General features: G+C 45.2%; 26 protein-coding genes and 1 other RNA gene. 12 read left to right on the top strand and 15 right to left on the bottom strand.

The features are described 5' to 3' along the window. Position 1 precedes the first annotated feature (1 nt). Positions 2-466, top strand: a complete 465-nt coding sequence (locus HW988_RS17585) for an HPP family protein (RefSeq protein WP_181605439.1) — start codon at positions 2-4, stop codon at positions 464-466. After that, positions 467-823 carry a DUF1304 domain-containing protein gene (locus HW988_RS17580; protein ID WP_181605438.1) on the top strand — a complete coding sequence of 119 codons (357 nt, stop codon included), beginning with the start codon at positions 467-469 and terminating at the stop codon, positions 821-823. Here HW988_RS17580 and HW988_RS17575 read toward each other — a convergent pair. Beyond that, on the bottom strand, positions 820-1,164 hold the full coding sequence (locus tag HW988_RS17575; protein ID WP_255490104.1) for a hypothetical protein: 345 nt from the start codon (positions 1,162-1,164) through the stop codon (positions 820-822). The genes HW988_RS17580 and HW988_RS17575 overlap by 4 nt on opposite strands. A gap of 138 nt (positions 1,165-1,302) precedes the next feature. Between HW988_RS17575 and ubiG the strand changes: the two genes are divergently transcribed. Together ubiG and HW988_RS17565 are read left to right on the top strand one after the other, a co-directional pair. Further along, positions 1,303-2,085, top strand: a complete 783-nt coding sequence (ubiG, locus tag HW988_RS17570) for a bifunctional 2-polyprenyl-6-hydroxyphenol methylase/3-demethylubiquinol 3-O-methyltransferase UbiG (protein ID WP_255490103.1) — start codon at positions 1,303-1,305, stop codon at positions 2,083-2,085. A gap of 59 nt (positions 2,086-2,144) precedes the next feature. Beyond that, positions 2,145-2,654 (top strand): DUF1772 domain-containing protein, encoded by a 510-nt coding sequence (locus HW988_RS17565; protein WP_181605437.1) that lies wholly within the window; start codon positions 2,145-2,147, stop codon positions 2,652-2,654. On the opposite strand, the gene HW988_RS17560 is transcribed toward HW988_RS17565, so the two are convergent. After that, a complete protein-coding gene (locus tag HW988_RS17560) occupies positions 2,605-4,173 on the bottom strand; it encodes a B12-binding domain-containing radical SAM protein (RefSeq protein ID WP_181605436.1) in 1,569 nt (522 codons plus the stop codon). The genes HW988_RS17565 and HW988_RS17560 overlap by 50 nt on opposite strands. Before the next feature lie 108 nt (positions 4,174-4,281). On the opposite strand from HW988_RS17560, the gene HW988_RS17555 reads away from it, so the two are divergent. Further along, complete coding sequence (locus HW988_RS17555; RefSeq protein ID WP_181605435.1) at positions 4,282-5,511, top strand: M20/M25/M40 family metallo-hydrolase; 1,230 nt, start codon at positions 4,282-4,284, stop codon at positions 5,509-5,511. A gap of 163 nt (positions 5,512-5,674) precedes the next feature. After that, positions 5,675-6,058: a hypothetical protein gene (locus HW988_RS17550; protein WP_181605434.1), complete on the top strand. Its 384-nt coding sequence runs from the start codon at positions 5,675-5,677 to the stop codon at positions 6,056-6,058. Here HW988_RS17550 and HW988_RS17545 read toward each other — a convergent pair. Beyond that, positions 6,055-6,978, bottom strand: coding sequence for a LysR family transcriptional regulator (locus tag HW988_RS17545; protein WP_181605433.1), 924 nt, complete (start codon positions 6,976-6,978; stop codon positions 6,055-6,057). The genes HW988_RS17550 and HW988_RS17545 overlap by 4 nt on opposite strands. A gap of 203 nt (positions 6,979-7,181) precedes the next feature. Between HW988_RS17545 and HW988_RS17540 the strand changes: the two genes are divergently transcribed. From HW988_RS17540 to HW988_RS17530, 3 genes are all read left to right on the top strand, one after another. Next, positions 7,182-7,583, top strand: a complete 402-nt coding sequence (locus HW988_RS17540) for an HPF/RaiA family ribosome-associated protein (protein WP_181605432.1) — start codon at positions 7,182-7,184, stop codon at positions 7,581-7,583. An 84-nt stretch (positions 7,584-7,667) separates the two neighbouring features. Then, the gene (locus HW988_RS17535; RefSeq protein ID WP_181605431.1) at positions 7,668-8,198 is read left to right on the top strand and encodes a BON domain-containing protein; all 531 of its coding nucleotides are present in this window, start codon (positions 7,668-7,670) and stop codon (positions 8,196-8,198) included. A gap of 210 nt (positions 8,199-8,408) precedes the next feature. Next, positions 8,409-8,978, top strand: coding sequence for a flavodoxin family protein (locus HW988_RS17530; protein ID WP_181605430.1), 570 nt, complete (start codon positions 8,409-8,411; stop codon positions 8,976-8,978). Positions 8,979-9,020: 42 nt separating this feature from the next. On the opposite strand, the gene HW988_RS17525 is transcribed toward HW988_RS17530, so the two are convergent. The 4 genes from HW988_RS17525 to HW988_RS17510 form a co-directional block, all read right to left on the bottom strand. Then, positions 9,021-9,425, bottom strand: coding sequence for a hypothetical protein (locus tag HW988_RS17525; RefSeq protein ID WP_181605429.1), 405 nt, complete (start codon positions 9,423-9,425; stop codon positions 9,021-9,023). Between the two features lie 197 nt (positions 9,426-9,622). Beyond that, positions 9,623-10,243, bottom strand: coding sequence for a superoxide dismutase (locus HW988_RS17520; protein WP_181605428.1), 621 nt, complete (start codon positions 10,241-10,243; stop codon positions 9,623-9,625). A 125-nt stretch (positions 10,244-10,368) separates the two neighbouring features. Next, positions 10,369-11,652 carry a polyamine aminopropyltransferase gene (speE, locus tag HW988_RS17515; RefSeq protein ID WP_181605427.1) on the bottom strand — a complete coding sequence of 428 codons (1,284 nt, stop codon included), beginning with the start codon at positions 11,650-11,652 and terminating at the stop codon, positions 10,369-10,371. 120 nt (positions 11,653-11,772) lie between these two features. Then, positions 11,773-12,690 carry a class I SAM-dependent methyltransferase gene (locus tag HW988_RS17510; protein WP_181605426.1) on the bottom strand — a complete coding sequence of 306 codons (918 nt, stop codon included), beginning with the start codon at positions 12,688-12,690 and terminating at the stop codon, positions 11,773-11,775. Between the two features lie 46 nt (positions 12,691-12,736). Between HW988_RS17510 and HW988_RS17505 the strand changes: the two genes are divergently transcribed. Continuing rightward, positions 12,737-13,567: a Bd3614 family nucleic acid deaminase gene (locus HW988_RS17505; RefSeq protein WP_181605425.1), complete on the top strand. Its 831-nt coding sequence runs from the start codon at positions 12,737-12,739 to the stop codon at positions 13,565-13,567. Here the strand turns inward: HW988_RS17505 and HW988_RS17500 are convergent. The 4 genes from HW988_RS17500 to HW988_RS17485 form a co-directional block, all read right to left on the bottom strand. After that, positions 13,545-15,131: a PAS domain-containing hybrid sensor histidine kinase/response regulator gene (locus tag HW988_RS17500; RefSeq protein ID WP_181605424.1), complete on the bottom strand. Its 1,587-nt coding sequence runs from the start codon at positions 15,129-15,131 to the stop codon at positions 13,545-13,547. The two genes, HW988_RS17505 and HW988_RS17500, sit on opposite strands and share 23 nt — an antisense overlap. 79 nt (positions 15,132-15,210) lie before the next feature. Next, positions 15,211-15,426 (bottom strand): CPXCG motif-containing cysteine-rich protein, encoded by a 216-nt coding sequence (locus HW988_RS17495; protein WP_181605423.1) that lies wholly within the window; start codon positions 15,424-15,426, stop codon positions 15,211-15,213. Next, a complete protein-coding gene (locus tag HW988_RS17490) occupies positions 15,407-16,612 on the bottom strand; it encodes a DASH family cryptochrome (RefSeq protein WP_181605422.1) in 1,206 nt (401 codons plus the stop codon). The genes HW988_RS17495 and HW988_RS17490 overlap by 20 nt, the downstream gene beginning before the upstream one ends. Positions 16,613-16,667: 55 nt before the next feature. Beyond that, positions 16,668-17,159: a fibronectin type III domain-containing protein gene (locus HW988_RS17485; protein ID WP_181605421.1), complete on the bottom strand. Its 492-nt coding sequence runs from the start codon at positions 17,157-17,159 to the stop codon at positions 16,668-16,670. Between the two features lie 98 nt (positions 17,160-17,257). Between HW988_RS17485 and rnpB the strand changes: the two genes are divergently transcribed. Next, positions 17,258-17,640: RNase P RNA component class A (gene rnpB / locus HW988_RS17480), an RNA gene on the top strand. 293 nt (positions 17,641-17,933) lie between these two features. After that, positions 17,934-19,151 carry a hypothetical protein gene (locus HW988_RS17475; protein ID WP_181605420.1) on the top strand — a complete coding sequence of 406 codons (1,218 nt, stop codon included), beginning with the start codon at positions 17,934-17,936 and terminating at the stop codon, positions 19,149-19,151. 17 nt (positions 19,152-19,168) lie between these two features. Here HW988_RS17475 and HW988_RS17470 read toward each other — a convergent pair whose 3' ends face one another. Genes HW988_RS17470 through HW988_RS17455 form a run of 4 tightly spaced genes read right to left on the bottom strand, consistent with a single transcriptional unit; the run spans position 19,169 to position 22,106 of the window. Then, the gene (locus HW988_RS17470; protein WP_181605419.1) at positions 19,169-19,963 is read right to left on the bottom strand and encodes an ABC transporter permease; all 795 of its coding nucleotides are present in this window, start codon (positions 19,961-19,963) and stop codon (positions 19,169-19,171) included. Between the two features lies 1 nt (position 19,964). Further along, positions 19,965-20,783: an ABC-2 family transporter protein gene (locus HW988_RS17465; RefSeq protein WP_255490102.1), complete on the bottom strand. Its 819-nt coding sequence runs from the start codon at positions 20,781-20,783 to the stop codon at positions 19,965-19,967. Then, positions 20,734-21,564: an ABC transporter ATP-binding protein gene (locus tag HW988_RS17460; protein ID WP_181605417.1), complete on the bottom strand. Its 831-nt coding sequence runs from the start codon at positions 21,562-21,564 to the stop codon at positions 20,734-20,736. Before HW988_RS17460 ends, HW988_RS17465 begins: the two co-directional genes overlap by 50 nt. Before the next feature lie 14 nt (positions 21,565-21,578). Then, the gene (locus tag HW988_RS17455) at positions 21,579-22,106 is read right to left on the bottom strand and encodes a hypothetical protein (protein ID WP_181605416.1); all 528 of its coding nucleotides are present in this window, start codon (positions 22,104-22,106) and stop codon (positions 21,579-21,581) included. Between the last annotated feature and the right edge of the window lie 21 nt (positions 22,107-22,127).

Below are 22,127 nucleotides of genomic sequence, written 5' to 3'. Positions count from 1 at the left end.
TATGGCTAAACTCGCTCGCGATGTCATGTCCAATAATGTAATCACAGTTTCGGTCGGAACAACTCTGGCTGATGCAAGACAGGTGATGGAGCGAAATCAAATTCGTCACCTCCCTGTCATTGATCCGGACGAACAAATTGTTGGCGTCCTGTCTCAACGAGATCTTCTTAAAAACGCAAATTCTTACCATTCCCGAGTCGAAGACTTTATGTCTCGTCCTGTCGTGTGGATGGCCCATGATTTGCCTTTGCATTCCGCGATCGAAAAAATGCTGGATTTGAAAATCAGTTCGATATTAGTTGGGGATGAACAGAACCAATTGATCGGCATCGTAACAACTGATGACTTATTGCGATTGCTGGCGCAGAGTTTAGATAAAGTTCCAAGAAAACAGACGCTTTCGACCTTGTTTGATATCGAAAGCTTAGACGAGATCGCCTATAAGATCTCCCAGACGGGAATATAGATGAGGTTTTTGGGCCTGACGTTAGTTACGATAGTTGCGGTACAACATTTTATCTTCATGTATTTGGAGATGTATTTGTGGACTCAGCCAACAGGCCTGAAGGTTTTCAGAAATACTTTCGAAAAAGCCCAAACTACGGCCGTTCTGGCTGCCAACCAGGGTTTATATAATGGATTCTTGGGTGCCGGCCTGCTTTGGGGTTTATTCCAATCCAACGAAGCCTTTGCCTATCAGATCAAAATGTTTTTCCTGGTCTGCGTGATTATCGCAGGCTTTTACGGCGCGTACAGTGTCAGTCGTCGTATTTTCTTTATTCAGGCCTTGCCAGCGATCCTGGCAGTGATTGCGTTGCTTTAAAAGTTTCCGGCAAACAGTGCCGGCAGATGAAATCCAATCACCACTGCAAATGGCAGAGTGATAGGAACCACGACGCCCCAGGGTTTAGGATTATGAAGCAAGTGCAGGAATGTGATCACAAAAATGATCGGTGCGAACAGCATTAGGTTTAAGTTCACCGCAATTCCCAGAACCAATAGCAGTCCCGACACGATTTCGATCACTTTGGTCGTTGGCATGATAAAGCGGGTTTCAATACAAGCTTCAACGAATTTTTCAATGACCGGTGGAGAGGGTGGAATTGTCACCCAGTTAAAGAAGCCATTCAGGCCCCAAAAGGCCATTTGTAAACCGAAAATCATACGGCAGACTACTTCAATAATATCCATGACCCACATTGTAGCCAGGCCTTCGACGTGTTGTCGAGGCTGTTGATTGATTATTATCACTGGACTTCGCAGGATTCGTCGTTGGCTCACACTCCTTGTTAGCTTGAAAGAGTGGAAGAAGAAGAAATCGAACTGCGGAAATTTCAAGAGCAGGATGTGCAGCGAAGTGAGCTCTATCATGAGCTTGCAAAGGAGTGGTATTCCTCCAACAGGGGACCCATGGCATTGCTTCGCTTAGAAACCAAATCTCAGCTTGCCTGGATTTTGGGAGAAATTCGTAAATACATCGGCTTTCATGCAGAGATTTTGGATGTTGGCAGTGGCGCAGGATTTTTTTCAAACGCTGCCGCCCAAGCCGGTCACGATGTGACAGGGCTTGATATCTCTCGCACGAGTTTGCGAGTGGCTGAACTGATGGATGTCACCGGGCGCGTGAAGTATGTCGAAGGCGATGCCTATCGTATGCCCTTTCCCAATGAAAGCTTTGATGTTGTGGTTGCCATGGATCTTTTTGAGCATGTTTCCGACCCTGAGAAGATTATTTCTGAAATGAGTCGGGTGTTGCGTCCTGGGGGCATTTTCTTTTTTCGCACTATAAACAAGACTTTAATTTCATACTTATGGATGAATAAGTTTATGAGATGGTTCTTAAATCACACGCCCGAGAAATATTTTGAATATCGCCTGTTTCGAAAACCCGAAGAAGTGCAAGTGTGGCTGGAAGAGTTTGATCTTGAAGTTCAAGCCATGCGCGGGCTTCGTCCCGTGGTTTTTCAGAGGAGTACTTGGAATCTTTTAAGAACTCGTGAGCTTCATCAAAACTTTCAATTTACCTGGTGCAAATCAAAACATGTTTCGTACACAGGCTACGCCAAAAAATTCCGCGACCATTGATGTTATGTGAAGAAATTGAAACGTGAGTTTCTGTTTGGGGGGCGTATAAGTAGCTCCATATGAAACTTAACCAATTCTTGAAGTACACAAGTTTGCTCTTGATCGGGCTGCTTGCGGGCAATGCCTTTGCGTTTGTCATTGGCATGGGGCCCGTAATGGAAAAGCTGTCGGCTTCGTCCTACATCGCTTTTCATCAATCCATGCAGCGATCATTTCTGTCTTGGACACCGTTATTGTGTCTGGTGGTGGTGTTTAAGCTTGCGGTGCATTTGATTGTGATGCGCCGTCAGTGGCAGCGGGTTGAGTTTTTTCTGGTTTTATTTGCAATGCTTTGTATGGCCGATGAGCTGGTGATGACGTGGACCGGGAATATGCCCTTAAACCGCGTGATTCATATGTGGCAGTTCCAAGGCCCTCCCAATGATTGGGAGAGCGTGCGCTTGCAATGGCTGAATTTGATGTATTGGCGATGTGCCATGCTGGTCGCAGGATTTAGCTTTATGATCGCCTCAGTCCTTACTAAGAAGACTGAGTCTCCGATTTTACAAGATGTCTCTGTTGCCTTTTAGGCAGATTGTTTCTCATCTCAGGAGACAAACCTTTTTGCTTAGGCTCTGGATAAACCTTTAAAACTTTTGGAAGTTCACGAGTGCCAGGCGCCATATAATCTGAAATCAAAAGCTGTCTTGCTTCTTCATGGGGCCAGTGCAGATGATCCGTCAAATAAACCAAAGCTGATTCCACTAGGTTGATTAAAGAAATACCGAAAGACTGAGCATGTCTTGCCGACATGTATTCAGTAAACGCAAAGTACTCCCAAAAGAATGATTTGTGTTCAGCAAGTTCAGAACGACTTTTGATCGCCGCCACGAAATTTTTAAAGTTACCGCTGTTCGCAAATAAGTCCCAATACTTTGCAAAGCGATTCATTTTTTGCATCGTTTGGAAATCCATCATTTTTGTGCGCAGGATTTGGAACGGGGGATGTTCTGAATAAACCATTTCCCATTCTTTATCATGACGGGAAATAGGCGCGCCTTTCAGACGTTTCAAGATACCCACTTGGATTTCATCAGGACGAAGCTCTGCCAGTGTATCAAAACCCTTGGCGAAGCTTTCAATATCCTCGCCCGGAAGACCCACGATAAGATCGGCGTGAGAGTGAATGCCGGTTTCTTCTGCCAGAAATTTAAAGTTCTCTTTAACTTTCGCTAAATCATTTCTCCGGCTGACAAGTCTTGCGACATCGACGTTCCAGGTTTGGATACCGATTTCAAATTGCAAAGAGCCGTGAGGGAATTTTTTGATCAGCTCGCGGATTTCTGTCGGCAGACGATCCGGTACCATTTCGAAATGCAGAAACAGTCCCAGTTCAATGCGCTCCAGGAAAAAGTTAAGGATCTGAGTGCAGATGGTGGGGCTTAAGTTAAAGGTGCGATCAATGAATTTAAATTGGCGAGCACCACGATCTAGCAGGATTTGCATATCCGCCAGGAACGTCGTGATCTCGAAGTTACGCACAGATTTATCCAAAGACGACAGACAGTATTCGCAGCGATAAGGACAACCGCGAGATACCTCAACATAAAGAACACGGTTCTTGATATCTTCGTCGGAATAAAAACTATACGGCGATGCGATATTTTTTATCTCTGGAAGAGGACCCTTTATGTACTTTTCTTGGGGCAATTCGCCGGTCGAAAAATACTTCTGGCAAAACTCATAGAACAAGAAATCTGCTTCACCCTTGAACGTGAAGTCAGCGGTGTTACAGATCGCTTGCGTCTCGCTTTCGTGTGTTACTTCAGGGCCGCCCAGAACCACAATCGTCTCGGGGCTGATGCGTTTGATGAGGCTCACCAGTTCGTAACTTTCGTTGGCATTCCAAATATATACGCCAAGTCCGATAATCTTAGGGTTGAGTTTTAAAAGCTGTTCAGCGATGTCGCGAGGATCTTTCGCAGTGGTAAACTCAAGGATCGATGCGCGCTCTTGGAGTTCTTTTAAATTCGCATACAAATAGCGCAATCCGAAAGAGGAATGCTGATAAGTTGAATTGAGTGTGACCAACAGAATGTCATTTTTCATCGTGTTCTCATCATAACTAAAGTTTGCGCGTTCAAGATTTATCTTTGCTGGTTGTGGACAACTTGGCTAACATTGTAAACAAGTAATCTATTTCAAAGGAATGATTCCATGAAAACTGCCATGATGGCCCTTTTACTCGTTGCATCGCAAGCTGGCGCTCACCAAGCGTCCCTTGAAACCTTCTCCACAAAGCCAATTTTGGCGGACCTTTCGGACCTTAAGGCTTTGGACATTCCTGTCCTGGCTAAAGAAGAATCTGTAGGTGTCGGATATGCGGTTATCACTCCGGAAATGCAACTAAAAATCCAAGAGCGCGCTCATAAAGTGGGCAAATGCGGCGGCTTTGAAGATTTGACTACGGAAAAGAACTTCCAAGCTTTGAATTTTACTTCAATGTTGAGTTCTTTGGCGGAAATTAAAGCTAAAAACGACCTTTACGAAAGAGCCCCTTTTGCAGCCGTAGCGGTTGAAAAAAGCCCTAAAATCGAAGCAGCGGTTGCTGAAGTTAGCGAGCAAAATCTGCGTGAGTGGGTGACTTGGTTGTCTTCTTATCCAAACCGTTATAACCGTGGCAAAACTCCAAACGTTCACGTCGAAGACATGAAAAGACGTTTGCAGACTTTGCTTGCAAGTTCCAACATTCCTTATGAAATTTCTTTGATCTCCCATGATTCCACTCCACAACAATCAGTGCGTGTTCGTTTGACGGGTTCGACTCGTCCAAATGAGATCGTAGTTTTGGGCGGTCACTTGGATTCCATCAATCAAGGATGGGGCGGCGGTCAGCAAGCTCCGGGCGCTGACGATAATGCTTCCGGGTCTGCAAACTTGCTAGAAACTTTGCGCATCATCAGCCAAAAAGAACAACCGCAACGTACTGTTGAATTTTTCTGGTACGCGGGCGAGGAATCAGGTCTTTTGGGTTCTGCGGAAATCGCGAAATCTTATAAAGGTGAAAAACGTGATGTGGTTGCAGTTCTTCAGTTGGATATGACTTCTTATCCAGGTGCGGGGGAGTTTGTGATCGGTAACATGACAGACTTTACCAGCAAGTGGTTGCATGAATACCTAAGAGCTGTGAACGAAGCTTATTTGCACGCGCGAATCGTGGATGATCAATGCGGTTACGGTTGCAGTGACCATGCTTCTTGGTTCAGACAAGGTTACCCAACATTGATGCCTTTTGAATCCACAATGCGCGCGGATAATCCAAATATCCACACGGCGAAAGATCTGATCAATGATAAAACGAATTTTGCTCACTCTGCGATGTACTCAAAACTGGCAGTTGTGTTCGCGATGGATCTTGCCAACTCAACGGCTCGTCAGCCTTACTAGGCTTTGATTCTAAAATGACAACAGAAAAGCCTCCGTGGGAAACCCGGAGGCTTTTTTCTTTTTTCGTAACGTTGTAATTAACACTTCCGCGAATTTCATTTTCCGATTATTATTAAGCCATAAACTTGCCAATGTTTAATTGGCAATGTTTCCTGAGGTCACTGTGAGCCGTACCCTAAAAGTCATTAGCGCTGTTTTCCTTATTTTGCTGATCACATGTTTGATCGGCGTGACCTATTTGGAAATCGAATCGCATAAGGTGAAATCTTATGCGGGGGAGTTCTGCCAGACGGTGAACGTTGAGCAGGAGTTACCAGCTGTTCTCGGGAAAATCCGTGACATCGTTTTTTACCGCGTCTTTGTTGATGAATCGAATGGCAAATACTGGGTCATCATCCCGGGCAAGGATATCGCTTCTGATTTCCATAAGTTTGTGAACGGCAAAATGACTGTCGTTTTCCGTACTAAAAGCCCCACGACGTATTCCTGCGTGATCGAAGTTCAAAACAGCCGCACCCGAAAAGCGACGCTATTAGGTGGAAGTTAGCTCCACTTATCCAATTGTTTAAAGCGTTTCACGATGTCTTCAGTGAGGGCATCGTAGTCGTCTTCTTTGTGAGAGATCATGTACAGTGAGTGTTTCCAGAGCCCTGCCTTAGGCCCGATCACTGTGATCAATCCCATTTTGATTTCTTCTAAAACATAAGGCAGGGGCAAGAAACCACAGCCAGCACCATCAACGATCGCGCGGCCGACAACCGACATGATATCAGATTCAAAAGAGATCTTTTTGCGTGTCTTGATGTTTTCTATGAACAGATCAGTTTCGTGGCGTAATTTCATTTTGTAAGAAGGAATCACCAGGCCACCGGGAAAAGCTGCCAGGAAATCCTGAACGCTGGTGTTTTTCGAAACACGCATTTTCAGATTTTTCAAAAGCTGAGTGGAAACCATCAAATTTACGGGAGCCGCAATTGAAGCAAGTTCAACGACGTCCTCCGCGTAAATCGGTTTATTCGTCAGCATCAAGTCCGCTTCTTTCGTGCGCAGAAGTTGCAGGATGTCGTCGTCGGGAGCAGAAGTGATGGAAATAATTTTGTTGGTTTTTCCGCGGTTGTCGCGAATGACAGGAGAAAGAATATCTGCAATGAAAGGTCTTTCCACTTGTTCAGAAATTCCGATGTGAAATCTTTCAGTCATTTTTTCGCCTGGGGATTTCAAGGACTCAGCTAACTCGTTTGCAACGTCGAACATGCGTTTTGCATAGGCGAAAGTCTTTTCCCCGTCAGACGTAAGTTGGAGCACACGACCTTTTTTTTCGAAAAGTTTTACATCGATATTGCTCTCTAAAATTTTCAATTGTGACGAGAGGCTGGGCTGGGAAATTCGCAGATATTTAGCAGCGTTTGAAACGCCGCCAATTTTTGCCGTCACGTAAAAATAGTACAAGTGATTAAAATTAAACATAAAATACCACCCGGTTTTAGAGACGAATTTTGGCTCCACTTTGGAACCCGGACCACGACATCAGTCGCCCAACTGTCCAAGAGCACTAGGGAATTCCATAGGACCCAGACTGAACCTATAACTTTAACTTATATATGTCATTTAAATTATATATTTAAAGAATTGTTGGGTCTCAGCGATAATGAAAGAACAAGGAGGTAGATATGCAAACAGACATCTACTACAGAGACATCACACGTACAGAAAACCTTGAAGCTTACTTACTTGAAAAAGTGGAAGCCTCCATTGAAGATTTCTTCAAGTACGATAGTGCTGCTCACCTCACCGTGAGAGTCGAGACTACAAGACATCGCACTCACGCTCGCAAACCTAGTTATACTTGCGAGGTCATTTTGAAACCCACTCATACGAAATCGGTAATTAAAATTGCCAAATCGAATGACAGTTTTAAAAAAGCCGTGATGCAAACGGTAGACTCTTTAAAATCTGTTTTGCGTCGCCGTTCTTCTAAAAAAGCCATGCATCGTCGACATGATCCGATGCTGAATTATTTCCCGACTGAGGAAGAGTCCCAGTTGATGGCAGAAAACCAAGCTGGGTGGTAACTCCAGCTTGGAGAGACGGGAATGAAAATTAAATAGAATAAGTTTTTTAAACAATTAACCGAGCAATCAGAAAGGAGTTGGCCTATGGGTTCTCATAAAAGTAAACCAGTTGAAACCGATCTCAGAGCAAAAATCTGCGAGCGATTAAAATGGGATAAACGAGTGAGTCCCGCCGACTTCGATGTGATTGTGCGCGGATGTTCCGTAATTGTTACAGGCAGTTGCGATACATCATATAAAAAAATGGCAGCTCTGGAACTCGTCTCCGATTTTGAAGGGGTATGGTCTATAGAAGACCGCATTGTGGTTCCATCTGACTATTATCGCTCCGATGAAGAGTTAAAGAAGTTGATTCTGGAAGCGTTGAACGATTTTGTCATGATTGGTGGTGAACACATCGAAGTCTTTGTTGAAGACGGCGTTGTCACTCTCGAAGGCGAAGTGTTCCGTCCAAGATTAAAAGCTTTAGCAGTCGGCTCGGCATGGGAGCTCTCCGGTGTACAGGATGTAATTAACAATATTGTTATTACAGACCGTCCACGCCGAGCTCCTTTTTTTCAAAACGTATACCGGGACGCAGATGGTTCCGGATCTTCCGCAAAGGAGGCAGGTTGATGGTGATTGTTAGTTAAATCATGCGGTCCTTTTCCCAATATCCCTCCATGAACAGGCGCCCTAACAGCGGGCGCCTTCTTTTTTAGGTGCCAGGTCCTATTTACGTATGCGCCGCATCCGTAAATAGGACCTGGCACTTTTTCCAGAAGCGGTGCAGAACCGTAGCGGTTCCGCGGTGCATTCCCAAAAGGTACGGCGTACCTTTTTCCCATGAAAAAAGTTTTGATTCTTAATGGCAGTCCTTCTGGTGATAAAGGCAATTGCGCAGCCTTCATCGCGAAAATTCGTAAATTTGATAAAACTCTGGATTATGATGTCGTTCATCTGGCTAAGACTTCAGTCAGTGCGCCTTTGAAAAAGAAAATTGCGAATTGTGATTCGGTTATTTTTGTCACGGGGACTTATTGGGATTCTTGGGGAAGTCCGATGCAAAGACTTCTGGAAGAAATGACCGATATGGAAGCCACACCCGCCGTAATGGGTAAGCCTTGTGCGGTGATGGTGCTGATGCACTCAGTGGGTGGTAAGTCCGTTCTATCACGTCTTCAAGGCGTTTTAAGCACGATGGGATTCTTAATCCCACCGATGAGTGGAATGGTTTACTCGTTGGTGTCTGACATTGCCCTTAAAAATAAGAACACGCATGCCAAAGATTTCTGGCAAATCGAAGATGCCGAATTGATTTTAGAAAATCTAAAAGCCGCGATGGAGATGAAAGTTTCCTGGACAACTTGGCCGGTGGATAAAAAAGATCCACGCAGGAAATGGTTTAAAGCCTGAGTCCGCAAAGGGAGTGTTTGAGCACTCCCTTTTTATTCGCGTTTACTGAGCAGGGGCTGCCATGCCTTTAGCTTTGGCATTGATCGTAACGTTATCCATATTGGTCATGATTTTCACAGTGCCCATAGCTTCGCCTTCTTTAGCAGGCACGAAGTACAGTGTGAAAGTGCATGAGTAGGTGGCATCCAATTTTCCTAAGCAGTCGGTATCTGCCCAATAGTCATCACCCATGATTGTAATACTGCTGATGTAAACTGCGGCATCATCTGGGGCAGTGAACTCCCAAGTTTGTGAAGCGCCGTTACCCACAGTGACTTCACCGAAATCATAGTCAATCGCGACTTCCTCATTGGCGTGAACGGGACTTTTCATAAATGTATGAGAAGGAGCCGCATAAGCACTCCACGAGAATGTGCTGGCCAGCAAAAGTGCGATCAAGGTTTTCATAAAGAACCTCCTTACGGTTGCCTCTATTGTGAAACAACGGTGAGAAGCAACAAGTAGGGAACTGTTGTATGAAAAGAAAGTAACCGCCGGCTTGTCTTTCGAAATATCCAGACTCTGTTAGAGGGCAAATAAAAAAGGGAGCTTCATCAGCTCCCTTTTTTTGGACAAAGTAAGTCCGTACCTTTTTAAGTCCCTTTTTAAGTCATTGCTTTCGTCAAATCTTGAACTTTTTTGGAAGCGTAACATTGAGATACGAAATCCCAGTTCACTTGTGACCAGAAAGTTTCAAGGTATTTAAGGCGAAGGTTGCGGTAATCAACGTAGTAAGCGTGTTCCCAAACGTCAGCCACCATAATTGGAGCTGGGCCGTTGTTAGTAAATGGAACTGCTGCATTGGAAGTAGATACCAGGCTTAGTTTGCCTGAAGCATCTGTGCACAACCAGATCCAGCCAGAACCGAAAGTTTTCATACCACCGTCAACGAACTTAGCTTTCAACTCGTCCATTGAGCCGAAATCGCGTTTGATAGCTGTTTCAAGATCAGCAGAAGCTTTGCCGCCTTTGCCTACGGGAGCCATGTTGAACCAATAGAAAGTGTGGTTCCAAGCTTGAGCCGAGTTATTGAAGTTACCGCCAGAAGAAGAAAGAACGATCTCTTCAAGGGATTTGCCTTTCAAAGAAGAGTCTATCTCCATCGCTTTATTCAAGTTGTCGATATAAGCTTTGTGATGTTTGTCATAGTGATAAGTCATTTGTTCTTCGTTGAACAAAGGAGCCAAATCAGTTTTTGCATACGGAAGTGTAGGAAGTTTGAACATAAAAACGTCTCCTGAATTGTTTCTGTAAATGAAACTATATTGAAAATGGAAGACGGTCTATCTTTTTAGAATTGTACAGGACTCCGCCCAATGAGACGGAGCCCCCCAAGAGACATTTGATGATCTTAGTTTTGGCCCAACATCGTCTTAACGAATGTCGGCAATGAGAACGCTGCAGAGTGCAAATCCTCATTGTAGTATTTCAAGCCCTTAGCCTTAGCAAATTGGCGCGCGTTGTCTTTGTTGAAGTCCGTTGCTGGGTGAGTAGAACCCTTCACGCCCATTTGCAAGCTCCACATACCTGATGGGTACGTCGTTGCATGGAATAACATAGTGTGGACGCTGCTTGAGCCGAAAATGCCTTTTAAGCACTTATTAAGCTCAACGAAAGTGCCTTCGTGGAACATTGGGGATTCACCTTGAGTGATCACCATGCCGCCATCTTTCAATGCCGTTTTGCAGTTTGCATAGAACTCGGCTGTGAACAAGCCTTCGGCTGGTCCTACTGGGTCCGAACCATCAACGATGATAACATCGTAAGAATTTGGAGCAGCATCTTTTACGAATTGAATGCCGTCACCGATAATAAGATTCAATTTCGGGTTGCCGAATTCAGAAGCGATTTTTGGCAAATGAAGTTTAGAAGCGCGAACAACCGCTTCGTCGATTTCAACCATCGTTACTTTTTCAACATCATATTTGAAAAGTTCACGAATAGTTCCGCCGTCACCACCACCGATAACCAGAACATTTTTAGCTTTACCGTGAGTTTGCATCACTGGGTGAGTGATCATCTCGTGGTAATGGAATTCATCGCGCTCAGAACACATAACCATGTTGTTGATCGCTAGGAATTTTCCGTGAGAGTAAGAATCCAACACGCGAACGCGTTGGAAAGGATTGGTTTCGTCAAACAAAACTTCGCCTGTATAGCGCAAAGACAAAGCTTGGTTTTCGTCCTTGTCGGTGAACCAAACATTGCGTTCGATTTGCACGCCTTTTGACAAATCGAAAGATGGCTTTTCGCGCATTGTTTTTGGTTTGAAGTCTGTTTTTTGGATCACGTGCAAAGAACCACGATTCATTTCGATCGCAGAGTAATTTGCCTGGAATGCTTTTTTCAGGTGTTCAAAAGAAACCCAAGGATCAACAGTTTCGCCGCATGTGAAAAGATCCACAGCTGCGTATCTGTATTCCGGCCACGTATGGATTGCCAAATGGCTTTCCTGGATAACAACCACACCGCTGACTCCCCATGGAGAAAAGTGGTGGAATGTCGAGTTGATCACAGTAGCACCTGCGATTTGTGCCGCTTCAATCATGCTTCTTTCGATGATAGAAACGTCGTTTAACACCTCAGCGTTACAACCGCTGAACTCAACCAAAATATGGCGACCTAAAGCATTCAATTCCGTGCCCTCCAAAGTTTAAAATTGTGCTTAAAATTTAAAGGGTAAATAGGACCTTTTGACCCCCGGGGCAAGTTAATTATGTCCCCAGGGCGAAAATCAAAAAATTAAGTGAAAACACTAAAGTGCGCGGATTTCGAAGCAGACGTGGATCTTCTTGTCGTGGAAATCCTGTGGGATGCTTTCCTCGGTGATGTCGCGAACCTTGTACTGCTCTTTAATTGCAGGTGACAGGTGAAACTTGCGTTTATTGTTCGAGAAGTACAAAACTCCGCCCGGTTCCAGCATGCTCATACACTCGTTCACCAGCAGCTCCTGATCGCGTTCGACATCAAAGCTATCGGTCATTTTTTTAGAGTTCGAAAAAGTCGGAGGATCCAGGAAAATCACGTCAAAAGCCGGTTTTCCCTGGTTTCGGTCCAACCACTCGAGCACGTTGGCGTTGATGAAGCTGTGTTGGTCGGACGGGATATTATTAAGCGCGAAGTTCTCTTGAGCCCATCCCAAATAAGTCTGGGACATATCGACTGAAGTGGTTTTTGCTCCCGCCAAGGCCGCGAAAACGCTGACAGAGCCGGTATAGCAGAAAAGATTCAAGAATTTTTTGCCGCTGACGGTTTTATAGATTTTTTGGCGCATTGGACGGTGATCTAAAAACAATCCTGTATCCAGATAGTCATAAAGATTCACTTTGAAAGTCGCTTGGGACTCTTTGACCGTGAATGTTTGATCTTTTTGGTCCAATTTTTCGTATTGTTTAAGGCCCTCTTGGCGTTCGCGTTTTTTAATCACGATTTTTGACTCGTCCGCTTTGAAAAGTGCCTGCAGTGCCTCAACGACGTGAGGCAAATGGTTCTTTTCGATGTCGCGGCTGTCGCCTTTATCATAGATCAAAAAATGCTCTCCATAGATATCCACGATGAAGGGATATTCCGGGATGTCGCGATCATAAAGGCGATACGCTTGAATACCTGCGCGCTCAGCCCAGGATTTAAGTTTCTTGTAGTTCTTTTCAAGGCGGTTTTTGATCATCTGCATACGGCGGTTTTAGACAAAAATAATCTGATATGGTACCAATTCTTGAATGAGCGCCGAAAAAAGAGCCCGTCACCTAGCATTTTTACTCAATAAAGACACTTTCCAGGTGGCTTTCGTAGAGTTTAAAGGGAAAGTCTATTACTCCCATTTTCCCAAAGCTTCTATCGCGCCCTCATCTGCCGTGGTTAAATTACTGCAGGGACTTTTTGATCGTCACGTCGATCACAGCTTTTTTATTCTGCGCCAGCGTATTTTCACCACCGCTCCGTTATCAGAAATGTGTAAAGGTATGATCAAAGTCGTCGCTAAAAGAGCGTCAGGTGACATCATTCCAGAGCGAGATTCAGAATTTCAAGAATCCCTGGAGTTTATCCAGATAGATTCCGCAGCCGAGGCGCTAAGTAACGTCAGTCATCTGAATGCAGAAAATAAAATGTCTTTGGCAAAGCTAACTGAGTGGTTGCGAAGTGAAAAGGCAACGACCAATGAAGAGTTTTTAAAGGCAGCCCACGCTCTTTCTATGCAAGTTCCTCGCGGGGAGGTGTTGCACGATCACGATCGCAATATTGCGGCCCTTTTGGTTTCGAAAGACGGAGAGGTTTTAAGTTACGGTGTGAATTCCAACTCCAAAAATAAAACTCTGCATGCGGAAGTAAATTTGATTCACAGATATTACCGCGAACATGGTGGTAAAATCCCCTCAGGTTCTGTTTTGTACAGCACGCATAAACCCTGCAAGATGTGCGCAGGAATGATTTATGAGTGGATGGAAAATTCCGCGAATATAAAAGTGTATTATTCTGTGGAAGAATCGGGTGGATTGTCTTCGCAGACAGTTTTAGATCGCTTGGGCCTTAACCAACAGCTTCCGTCATAGCAAAGCAGGAATTGATTGCTTTAATCAGCGTGTCTTTGCGGATTGGTTTCGAAAGATGCATGTCGCAACCAGCACTCATACTTCTTTCGATGTCTTCGGCAAAGGCGTTGGCTGTACAGGCAAAGATGCGTGCAGGCCGGCGGTTTTGTTCGCGTTCGATTTCGCGAATGCGCATGGTGGCCTCATGTCCGTCCATCCCTGGCATTTGCACATCCATAAAGATCACGTCGAATGGACCTTTTTCCACCAGTGAAACTGCCTCGGTGCCGCTTTCAGCATAGGTGATGTGATGAGCAGTCTTTTGCAGATAAATTCCCAGAAGATTGCGATTGTCATCAACGTCATCCACCACCAGGACACGCAGTCGCTCGTCTTCGATGAAGTGATTGATGTCATTCAGCTGATAGCGTCCCTGTAAAGGATTGTGCATGCTGGTTTTTCGCTCTGTCGTCGCTGGCATAGAAGCGGTGAAATAAAAAGTACTTCCCACGTTCGGTTCACTTTCAAGCCAGATCACTCCACCCATAAGACTGACAATTTTTTGGGAAATCGAAAGTCCAAGACCTGTTCCGCCGTAACGACGGGTCGTCGTGGCATCCGCCTGAGTAAAGGGACGGAAGATGTCTTTGAATTTTTGCTTCGATACGCCAATGCCCGTATCAGAAACCGCAAATAATAAATTGCCCGACCGCGGAGTATTGTTCACCGAAATATTCAAGGTGATCGTACCTGCATGGGTGAATTTGATCGCGTTATTCAAAAGATTAATCAACACCTGGCGCAGACGATCGGAATCTCCGATATAGTATTCCTGAACCTCGGGTGCGACGGAGACTTTAAGTTGCAATCCCTTTTCTTTCGCTCGGAATTCAAGGATCGATAAAATATCCTCGATCATTCTTTGCAGACTGAAAGGCAGCATGTGCAAAATGATTTCGCCTGCTTCCACTTTGGATAAATCCAAAACGTCATTGATGATTGTCATAAGCTGATAGTTCGCTCTTTGCAGAATTTCAACGAATGAAGTTTGCTGTCCGTCTAAGGGAGTTTCCGCCAATGTGTCAGTGATGCCGATGATTGAATTCAATGGCGTACGAATTTCATGGCTCATGTTCGCCAGAAACACCGACTTTGCATAAGTCGCCGCACGGGCTTTTGCGGCTGTTGACAAAAGTTCCTGGTTTTTTCTTTCCAGATTTTCAGCCAAATTTCTTTTTTCAGTGATATCGAAGGCCATACTAAGAATTTTGATCACATCGCCGCTGTCGTTTTTAACAGGCGTGTAAGAGCAATGAACCCAGATTTCGCTACCGTTTTTGGCCAGGCGTTTGAACTCGCCCACTTGGGGATTTCCCGCGCGCAAAGTGTCCCACAATTCGCTGTATTCTTTTTCGTGAAGTTCGTAGGCAGGAAGAAAGATGGAGTGATGTTTCCCGTGTATCTCGTTCAGCTCATATCCCACGAGATTCAGAAAGTTGCGATTGGCCCAAAGAATTTTTCCTTGGGGATCGAACTCAATCAGAGCATGGGAATTTACAAGAGCCTCGTACGCGGACTTGTTCATATGATTAGTCTATCTGTAGAAACGCATTTAAATAAAATTACAAAAGGCCTTGGGAATTAAAGTTTTGTAATTACGTTGTTTAGATCCGATGAGCCGAAAAATCCACCAGACGACCTTGGTCAGCGGAGTAAGTGATTTGAATCGGCTTACAACAGACTTCGCAGTCTTCAACATACGTTTGACGCCCTGGCTCTGAAATATCAACCAACATTGATATAGCTGTTCGGCAATAGGGGCATAGAAAGAATTGTTCTATTTCGGCGTTATCAAAGCTTTCAAATTCCGGGTTGCTCATAGAATCCTCCGTGATTTTTTGAGGGGGAGGTGGCTTCGCTGACTCCCACAAGATAGTTCCAGTTTCCCCAGTTGCTGGCGGCATCATAATCGATCAACATTTCTTCGAAATAGCGTGCACCCCAACGCCAATCCAGGCTTAGGTTTTCGGTCAGGAAGTTCGCAACATCCTGGCGCCCACGATAAGAGATAAAACCTGTTTCATTAAGCTCTTTCATACTCCCATCGATGGGATCCTTTCCCGTCGATCCCAATTTCCAGCTTCTGAAAAGTTCTTGTTGAAGGCGATCATTCACCAGGGGCTGATGGGTGGGGTTGGTATCGGCCTGAAACAGAAAGGGTCCAAGCTTAAGCGCATAGTACTTGAAGTAATCGCGACGAAGTAAATCCATCATCATCCAGTTTGTGGAATCATTGGCTGTTCGTTCGCGCTCATAGTTTTTAACTTCCCAATAAATCACTCTTGGCGAAAGGCTGCCGTTAGAAAGCCATGGCGAAAATTTTGAACTGTCATCAAAGTGAACCAGCTCGGAATATCCATCCTTAAAACTTCGTAGCAGATCCTTGTCCCAGATAAATTCTTTCAGCCGAGTCAGGGCTTGCAACTCTCCGCCGATAAATCGTGAGGGCGTGATGAACATGCGTAGCTCGCGATTTAAGTCCAATTCAAATTCGTCGGCCCTGATTGGGTCGGACCACACCAAAGGAATTGGCAAAACTTTTTCCGGAGGTTTTTTACTTAAGAGCACCTGAAACTCCGCCAGGTTGTTCGGTAAATCCAGCAACGGAAATGGCAGAGCAGATTTTTTTAAAAGTGTCCTTTGGTCGAAAGGCACAATGCGATCAAGAACGATGCGGGAGGTGACTAGTTTTTCCTCACGCAATTCTTCGGGTGTGTACTCTTCCGTGTAAACCAAAGTGTCGATTTTATATTTGTGAATCAAATGGGGAAGAACTTCCTCCGGGTGAGAATAGGTGATCACTAATTTGTGACCGCGATCCTCGAGCTCATTTTGCAGATTCGCCAATGTCTCTAACAAAAATTTACGCCGAAATTTTCCAGCTCTGCTGAAATTCAATGGATATGAATAGACGAACAAAGCTTGCTGCGCATTTTGGCAGAGCCACGTCAGTGCTTCATTGTCATGTAATCGGAGATCGTTGCGGAACCAGTAAAGAGCCCTCATAAAAGAAAGTATATGAGGGCCTATTTAGACGACGAACTTGATTCGTCAGAGATTGCTATTTTGCAGGTGCAGCTGCAGCAGCGTCTGGAGTTTCGAACATAGAAGTCGCAAAGTATGATTTGCGGAATGTGCTCCAGTTGTTTGGTCTGACAGATGCCACACGCCAGAAGTAGTGTTTTCCAGCTTCAAGTTTAGAAACGTCGAATGTTGTTGCTTTCACGTGTTGATCGTCCGCAACCAACCATTTGAAATTTGCATCAGTCGCTACTTGCACGTGGTATTCTTGTGCGTCTTTCGCTTCTTTCCATTTCAAAGTAACGGAATCACCTTTAACTGCGGCAAAGTACTCTGGGCTTGCAAGCTCAGGTTTTGCTGGAATCGTTTGAGATTCAACTTTCATTTGTTTCGGTGGAAACAATTCGTTCATTTTTTGGCCAAGTTCTTCTTTAGTGTGGTGATTAGGACCAGTGTGGCCTTCGCTTGCAAGTGCTGTTGCAGATAAAGCCAGGGTCAAAGCAGACACGATAAGAGATGCGAAGATCTTCATATAAAATTCCTTTTGTAGTCAGTGAGAAGAAAGTAAAATAAATATGGGACGATGAAAACCCTCTTGCGAATTTTGCTGGAGGGTGTTAAAAATCCCGTTCGGTTTTGCGGATGATCGCTCTAATAATACTCAAATACTTGATATTAGGGAGGAAAGTCCGGACTCCATATGGCAGCGCAAGGGGTAACGCCCCTCTACAGTAATGTAAGGAACAGTGGAACAGAGAGAATGTCCGGGGCATTGAGCCTGACACCGGGAACGGGAGGGTCAGGGGAGCCGCCGGAGTGAAAACAGCCAAACTCTGCGCGGAGCAAGATCAAATAGGGTGGCATTAGTAGGACGGCCAGTCCGTAGCCACCGGGTAAGATCGCTTGAGGGTGACAGTAATGTCACTCCTAGAGGAATGATCATCTAATTTCATCGGGACAATTATGGGACCAGGTGGATAGGACAGAATCCGGCTTAAAGCAAAACCGAAATCCCACTTTCTTAGACGGAACGAGCTATAAAACGCCAACTGACTGCGTTGCTCGTCGTCGGCGTACGGGTAGTACGCCTTCCTCCTCGTGCCTTGCATTTGGCGCTTTCTAGCTCGTTCTTTTTTAGCGAAGATTGGACTCCGTTCTGGGGGCTGGCTGGCAGCTTGCTTTCGCTTGCTGCTCGCGCTTTTTTGGGACTTTGTTTAAGGTTTGTTCAGTTTTTCTTGTTTAAATCTAATGGGTTGGCGGGTTTTTTGGCCTTGGGATTGCTTTATTCTGGGTATTGGAGAAAACCATGTCTTTCGGTCGCGGCTTCATTGTCATTTTTGGAGTTATGTTTGTTGTCAGTTTGGCGCAGGGGCAGAGCCGTTGTGAGGCGGTTTTTGGTTTGGAGCCTTCGGCGGTTTATGGGGCGACTCGTGATGTGGTTGAGAATGAGTTCAATCGCGTTTTGACGGATTCGCAGATGGATCTGGTGGATCGTGTGGTGAATCAGCGTTCTGAATTGAATCTGGTTGAGCAAAAAGATTTCTTTAAATTATTAACGACAATGGCTACTCACGATGTTTTGCAAAAGCGTGAAGTGGAATTGTTTTTGGATCGTAAGGTCTCTGATCAAGAGGCTACGGCGTTGCAATTTGCACGTGCTTTGGGTCGTACGGAAAAAGGTTTGAATGAAACTCTTCCGGGCTTTGGTGATAATTATACGAAAGAGCAGATTGCTCGTAAGGATCGTATTTTAGAGCTGGCTGGTTTTTCTTTGCCAGAGCGTGTGTCATTGTTGGGTTCTAAGCTTGTGAATGATTCTTTGACTCGTTATGCGGCTGAAAATCTTTATGCGGATCAAGCGAAAGTCACTCCGGAACAAGCGACAGCGTTAAATGCGGAAGTTCTTTCTCAGATGCAGAAAATCTCCACTGAAAATCCGGGTACGGGTCGTAAGAATTCTATCGATGCTTCTGAAGCAAAATATATTTATGAAGAAGTGACTCGCAATCCAGTGACTCGTTTATTGAATGTTAAAAAATACGATCCAAGCGGACATCTGGGTTTTTGCTTTGGTCGTGCGATGAACTCGCACTTGGAATCTTTGCGCATGGGAGTCGACAACGCCTCTATCCGCAAAGTTTACGTTGTTGGTCAGATGAAAGCTTTAGTGGGCGACACAGTTTGGACTTTCCACGTGGCGACGGCCGTGAAAAATTCTGAAGGTGGCTGGTGGATTATTGATCCATTCTTTGGCAAAGCAGTTTCCATCGAAAAATGGTACGCGCGTATGCACAATCACGATGTCGACGGAAAGCTTCGCGTGTATGTTACTGAGCCCCAACGTCTGACAGCGGGGAAAAGCCTTCGCTATGACAAAGAACACCTGCTATCCAGCTGGTACAACGGTTATTTCAAAAATCTATTTGAATACTATGCTCAGAAGTCTCGCAACGAGCTTCCTGCGAAGCCGTTGCACATGAAGATCTTCGACAAAATTCTATCTTGGTTGCAACTCGGAATTTAAGGTGCCGACGGCACCTTTTAGGAGCTGGCGCTGGAGTAGGATTTTAGGGCGAATTTCCAGAACTTGTTGGTGATGTAAATTAAGATCACTGACAGGGCTACAACCCATGCGAACAGTTCGTACGGGGGAGGTTCCAGCAATGCTTTGGCTGGTACGCTGGCGATTACTCCGACCGGCAGTGCCGTTAGCAGGAACCACTTCAGCCAAGGTACATAGATCGAATCAGGGCGCATACCTAGTCTGTAGATTTGGTACCAGATGAATTGCAGGTTTTCGGAGCGGGCAAAGATTACTGCCGTTGCAGCCATCATGAAGCGCATTGAATACAGTGCGATCAATCCGCATGGGATGAGGATGATCAACCATAGCAAGCGAAGCCATTCAAAATCAGGTAATTGAAGGAGGCTATACACGAACCAGGTTGTGGCAATTCCGAGATTGCCGATCGCAGGAGTGCAGGCTTTTTGCATGCTGATCATGAATTGCGAATTTGCGGGTTTTGCTAAGAGCAAATCCAAATCACCTTTTCTGACTTTTTCTGAGAATTGATCCAGGTTTTCCGACAGGATGATCATGTACAATGCATCGACGACGAAGACCACTCCCAGGAAAACGCGCATTTGGGCCTGGTTCCAGGCACCGATCATCGGCGTGTGCAGGAACAAGACTTCGAAGGTCGCAATCTGAGCGATGTACCAGAAAATATCGGTCACGATTCTGGTTAAGAAGTTCACGCGGTATTCAAGATCAGCGATGAAGCTTGCGCGGAACATGGAAAGATACAAGAACCAGTATTTTTTAAGCACTGCCATCTTATGCTCCCGTTCCGGTGTAAGCGTTCAGTCCGCGTTTCCAGACCACAGCTCCGATAATGTTCACGACGACAATACCAATCGTCACAGAAATGAACGATTGATATACGGAGGCGATTTCAAGGCGCCCTGTAAGGTAGCCTACGGGCACGTAAACTCCTGAGCTGAATGGCAGCGCGATCACGATTGATTTCACGGGCTCGGGCATCAAGTCCAGCGGGAAAAGTTCACCGGTCAATAACCACAATGCCAGATTCTTTGCTCCGGTGAAGGAGTAGATTTTGTTCAAATGAAATGCGCAGGCTGCAACCACGAAGCTGATCGAGTGAACCAAGATCAAATAGTAGAATTCCAAAGCAAAGGCCAGCGGCATGCGTTCGAACTTCGTCGGCAATGCAAAGATGATGACGGCTAAAATCGGAATGATCATGGAGACGATCGTCGTGATGAATTTATATCCCATCAACTGCGAGAAATAGTATTCATAGTATGTCATCGGACGAGTCAGGATGGCATTGATACTGCCTGAATCAATTTCTTGAATCATGCGGAATTCATACATCCAGCTGGTGCAGATACGCGCAAAGAAAGCTCCCCACAAAGCATAGGCTAGATAGTATTCGCGACTGAATCCTGCGATTTCCGCAGTGGCAGCTCCGCGGAATACGGCAACCCACAACAGAATTTCAATTCCTGTGGTTAGCGCCGGCTGCAAAACAGCGTCGACGAAATAATTCAGCCTGTACTCGAGATTGGAAACAATCGCGAGCTTAGCGAACGCGAGATTCCGTTTCCAAAAAACGGCGAATGACTTCTTCAAAATCGACCTCTTCATTTTGAGCTAGTTCTTGATTGGATTTGGCAACGAATTCATCCACGGTGCCTTGGTACACGATATTGCCTTTGCTGATCAGAAGTAATTTGTCAGCCAGTTGCGCGATATCATCCATATAGTGACTGGTAAGAATAATCGTCGGAGATTTTTCTTTTACGTATTGATCCAGGAATTCACGAATCGTTTCCTGGGCCACGATATCTAAACCGATGGTCGGTTCATCCAAAAATAAAATCTGTGGCTCGTGTAAAAGTGCGCCGATGATTTCCATCTTCATGCGCTCCCCCAAAGACAAACGTCGAAGTTGCGTGTGCAGGACGTGCGTGCACTGAAGCATCTCTGCCAAGTGGGCAACGCGTTTGCGGGCCGCTGCCGGATCCAGATCATAAATACGAGCAAGCAATGCATAGGAATCTGCGGGAGAAATGTCCCACCACAACTGATTTTTCTGTCCTAAAAGAATGCTGATCTGGCGAAGGAATTCATTTTTTCTTTCCCACGGGCGATATCCCAGGACGCTGGCTTCTCCACCAGTCGGAGTTACTAAGCCAGAAAGCATTTTTAGCAAAGTCGTTTTGCCAGCACCATTTGCGCCGACTAATCCAACGATTTGACCAGATTCAATTTGTAGAGTGGTTTTGTTTAAAGCTACTTTTTCCTGATATTTTCGATTGAAAAAACCTTTTAAGGAATTCGTAAATCCCTCGGGCTTTTGGTAGCTTTTATAAACGCGGGTCAGATCTTGAGTTTCAATTACTATCGCCATCCGGCGATCATAGACTAGTTCAAGCCCAAAGAGAAGCCAGCTTGGCGATCCTCGTCAGTAAAGAAAGTTTGGAAATCAGGGGAAACATAGCTTTCCTCGCTAATACGACCTTCTTTACAGTATTTCAGTGAATCTTTGCTGCCATCAAATGCGCACTCTGAAGTATTCCAGGCTTTTTCTGAATAGCGGATTTTAAATCCAGCTACGCGATCACCCTTAAAGTACACCACGGCTGAATCCAAACGTGTACGGCCCGCAGAATGGAAGTCACCTTCCAGAATTGTGTCTCCCCAGATTTGCGCCTGATAGTTCGCAACTGCGCGAAGCATGTCTGTTTGTTGAGGACTTAATTTATTTAATCTTGGATTTTGGCTGTATACCAACATGGCAGAGTAAGGTGCTTTGCATGGGCCTTGGGAGCACGCATTCGTGAAGTGAGCGGCTTCGTCGTAAAACTTGTCGCCATTGGGGCCCATGTGATCAGCGAATGCCAAAGGCGCTGAAAGAGTCAAAGCCGCTGCTACAACAATTTTTGAAAACATAGGCACCTCGATTGCCTAAAA

This window comes from Bdellovibrio sp. KM01 (genome assembly GCF_013752535.1).
GTDB lineage: Bacteria > Bdellovibrionota > Bdellovibrionia > Bdellovibrionales > Bdellovibrionaceae > Bdellovibrio.
This window is presented reverse-complemented; position numbering and strand designations above follow the sequence as displayed.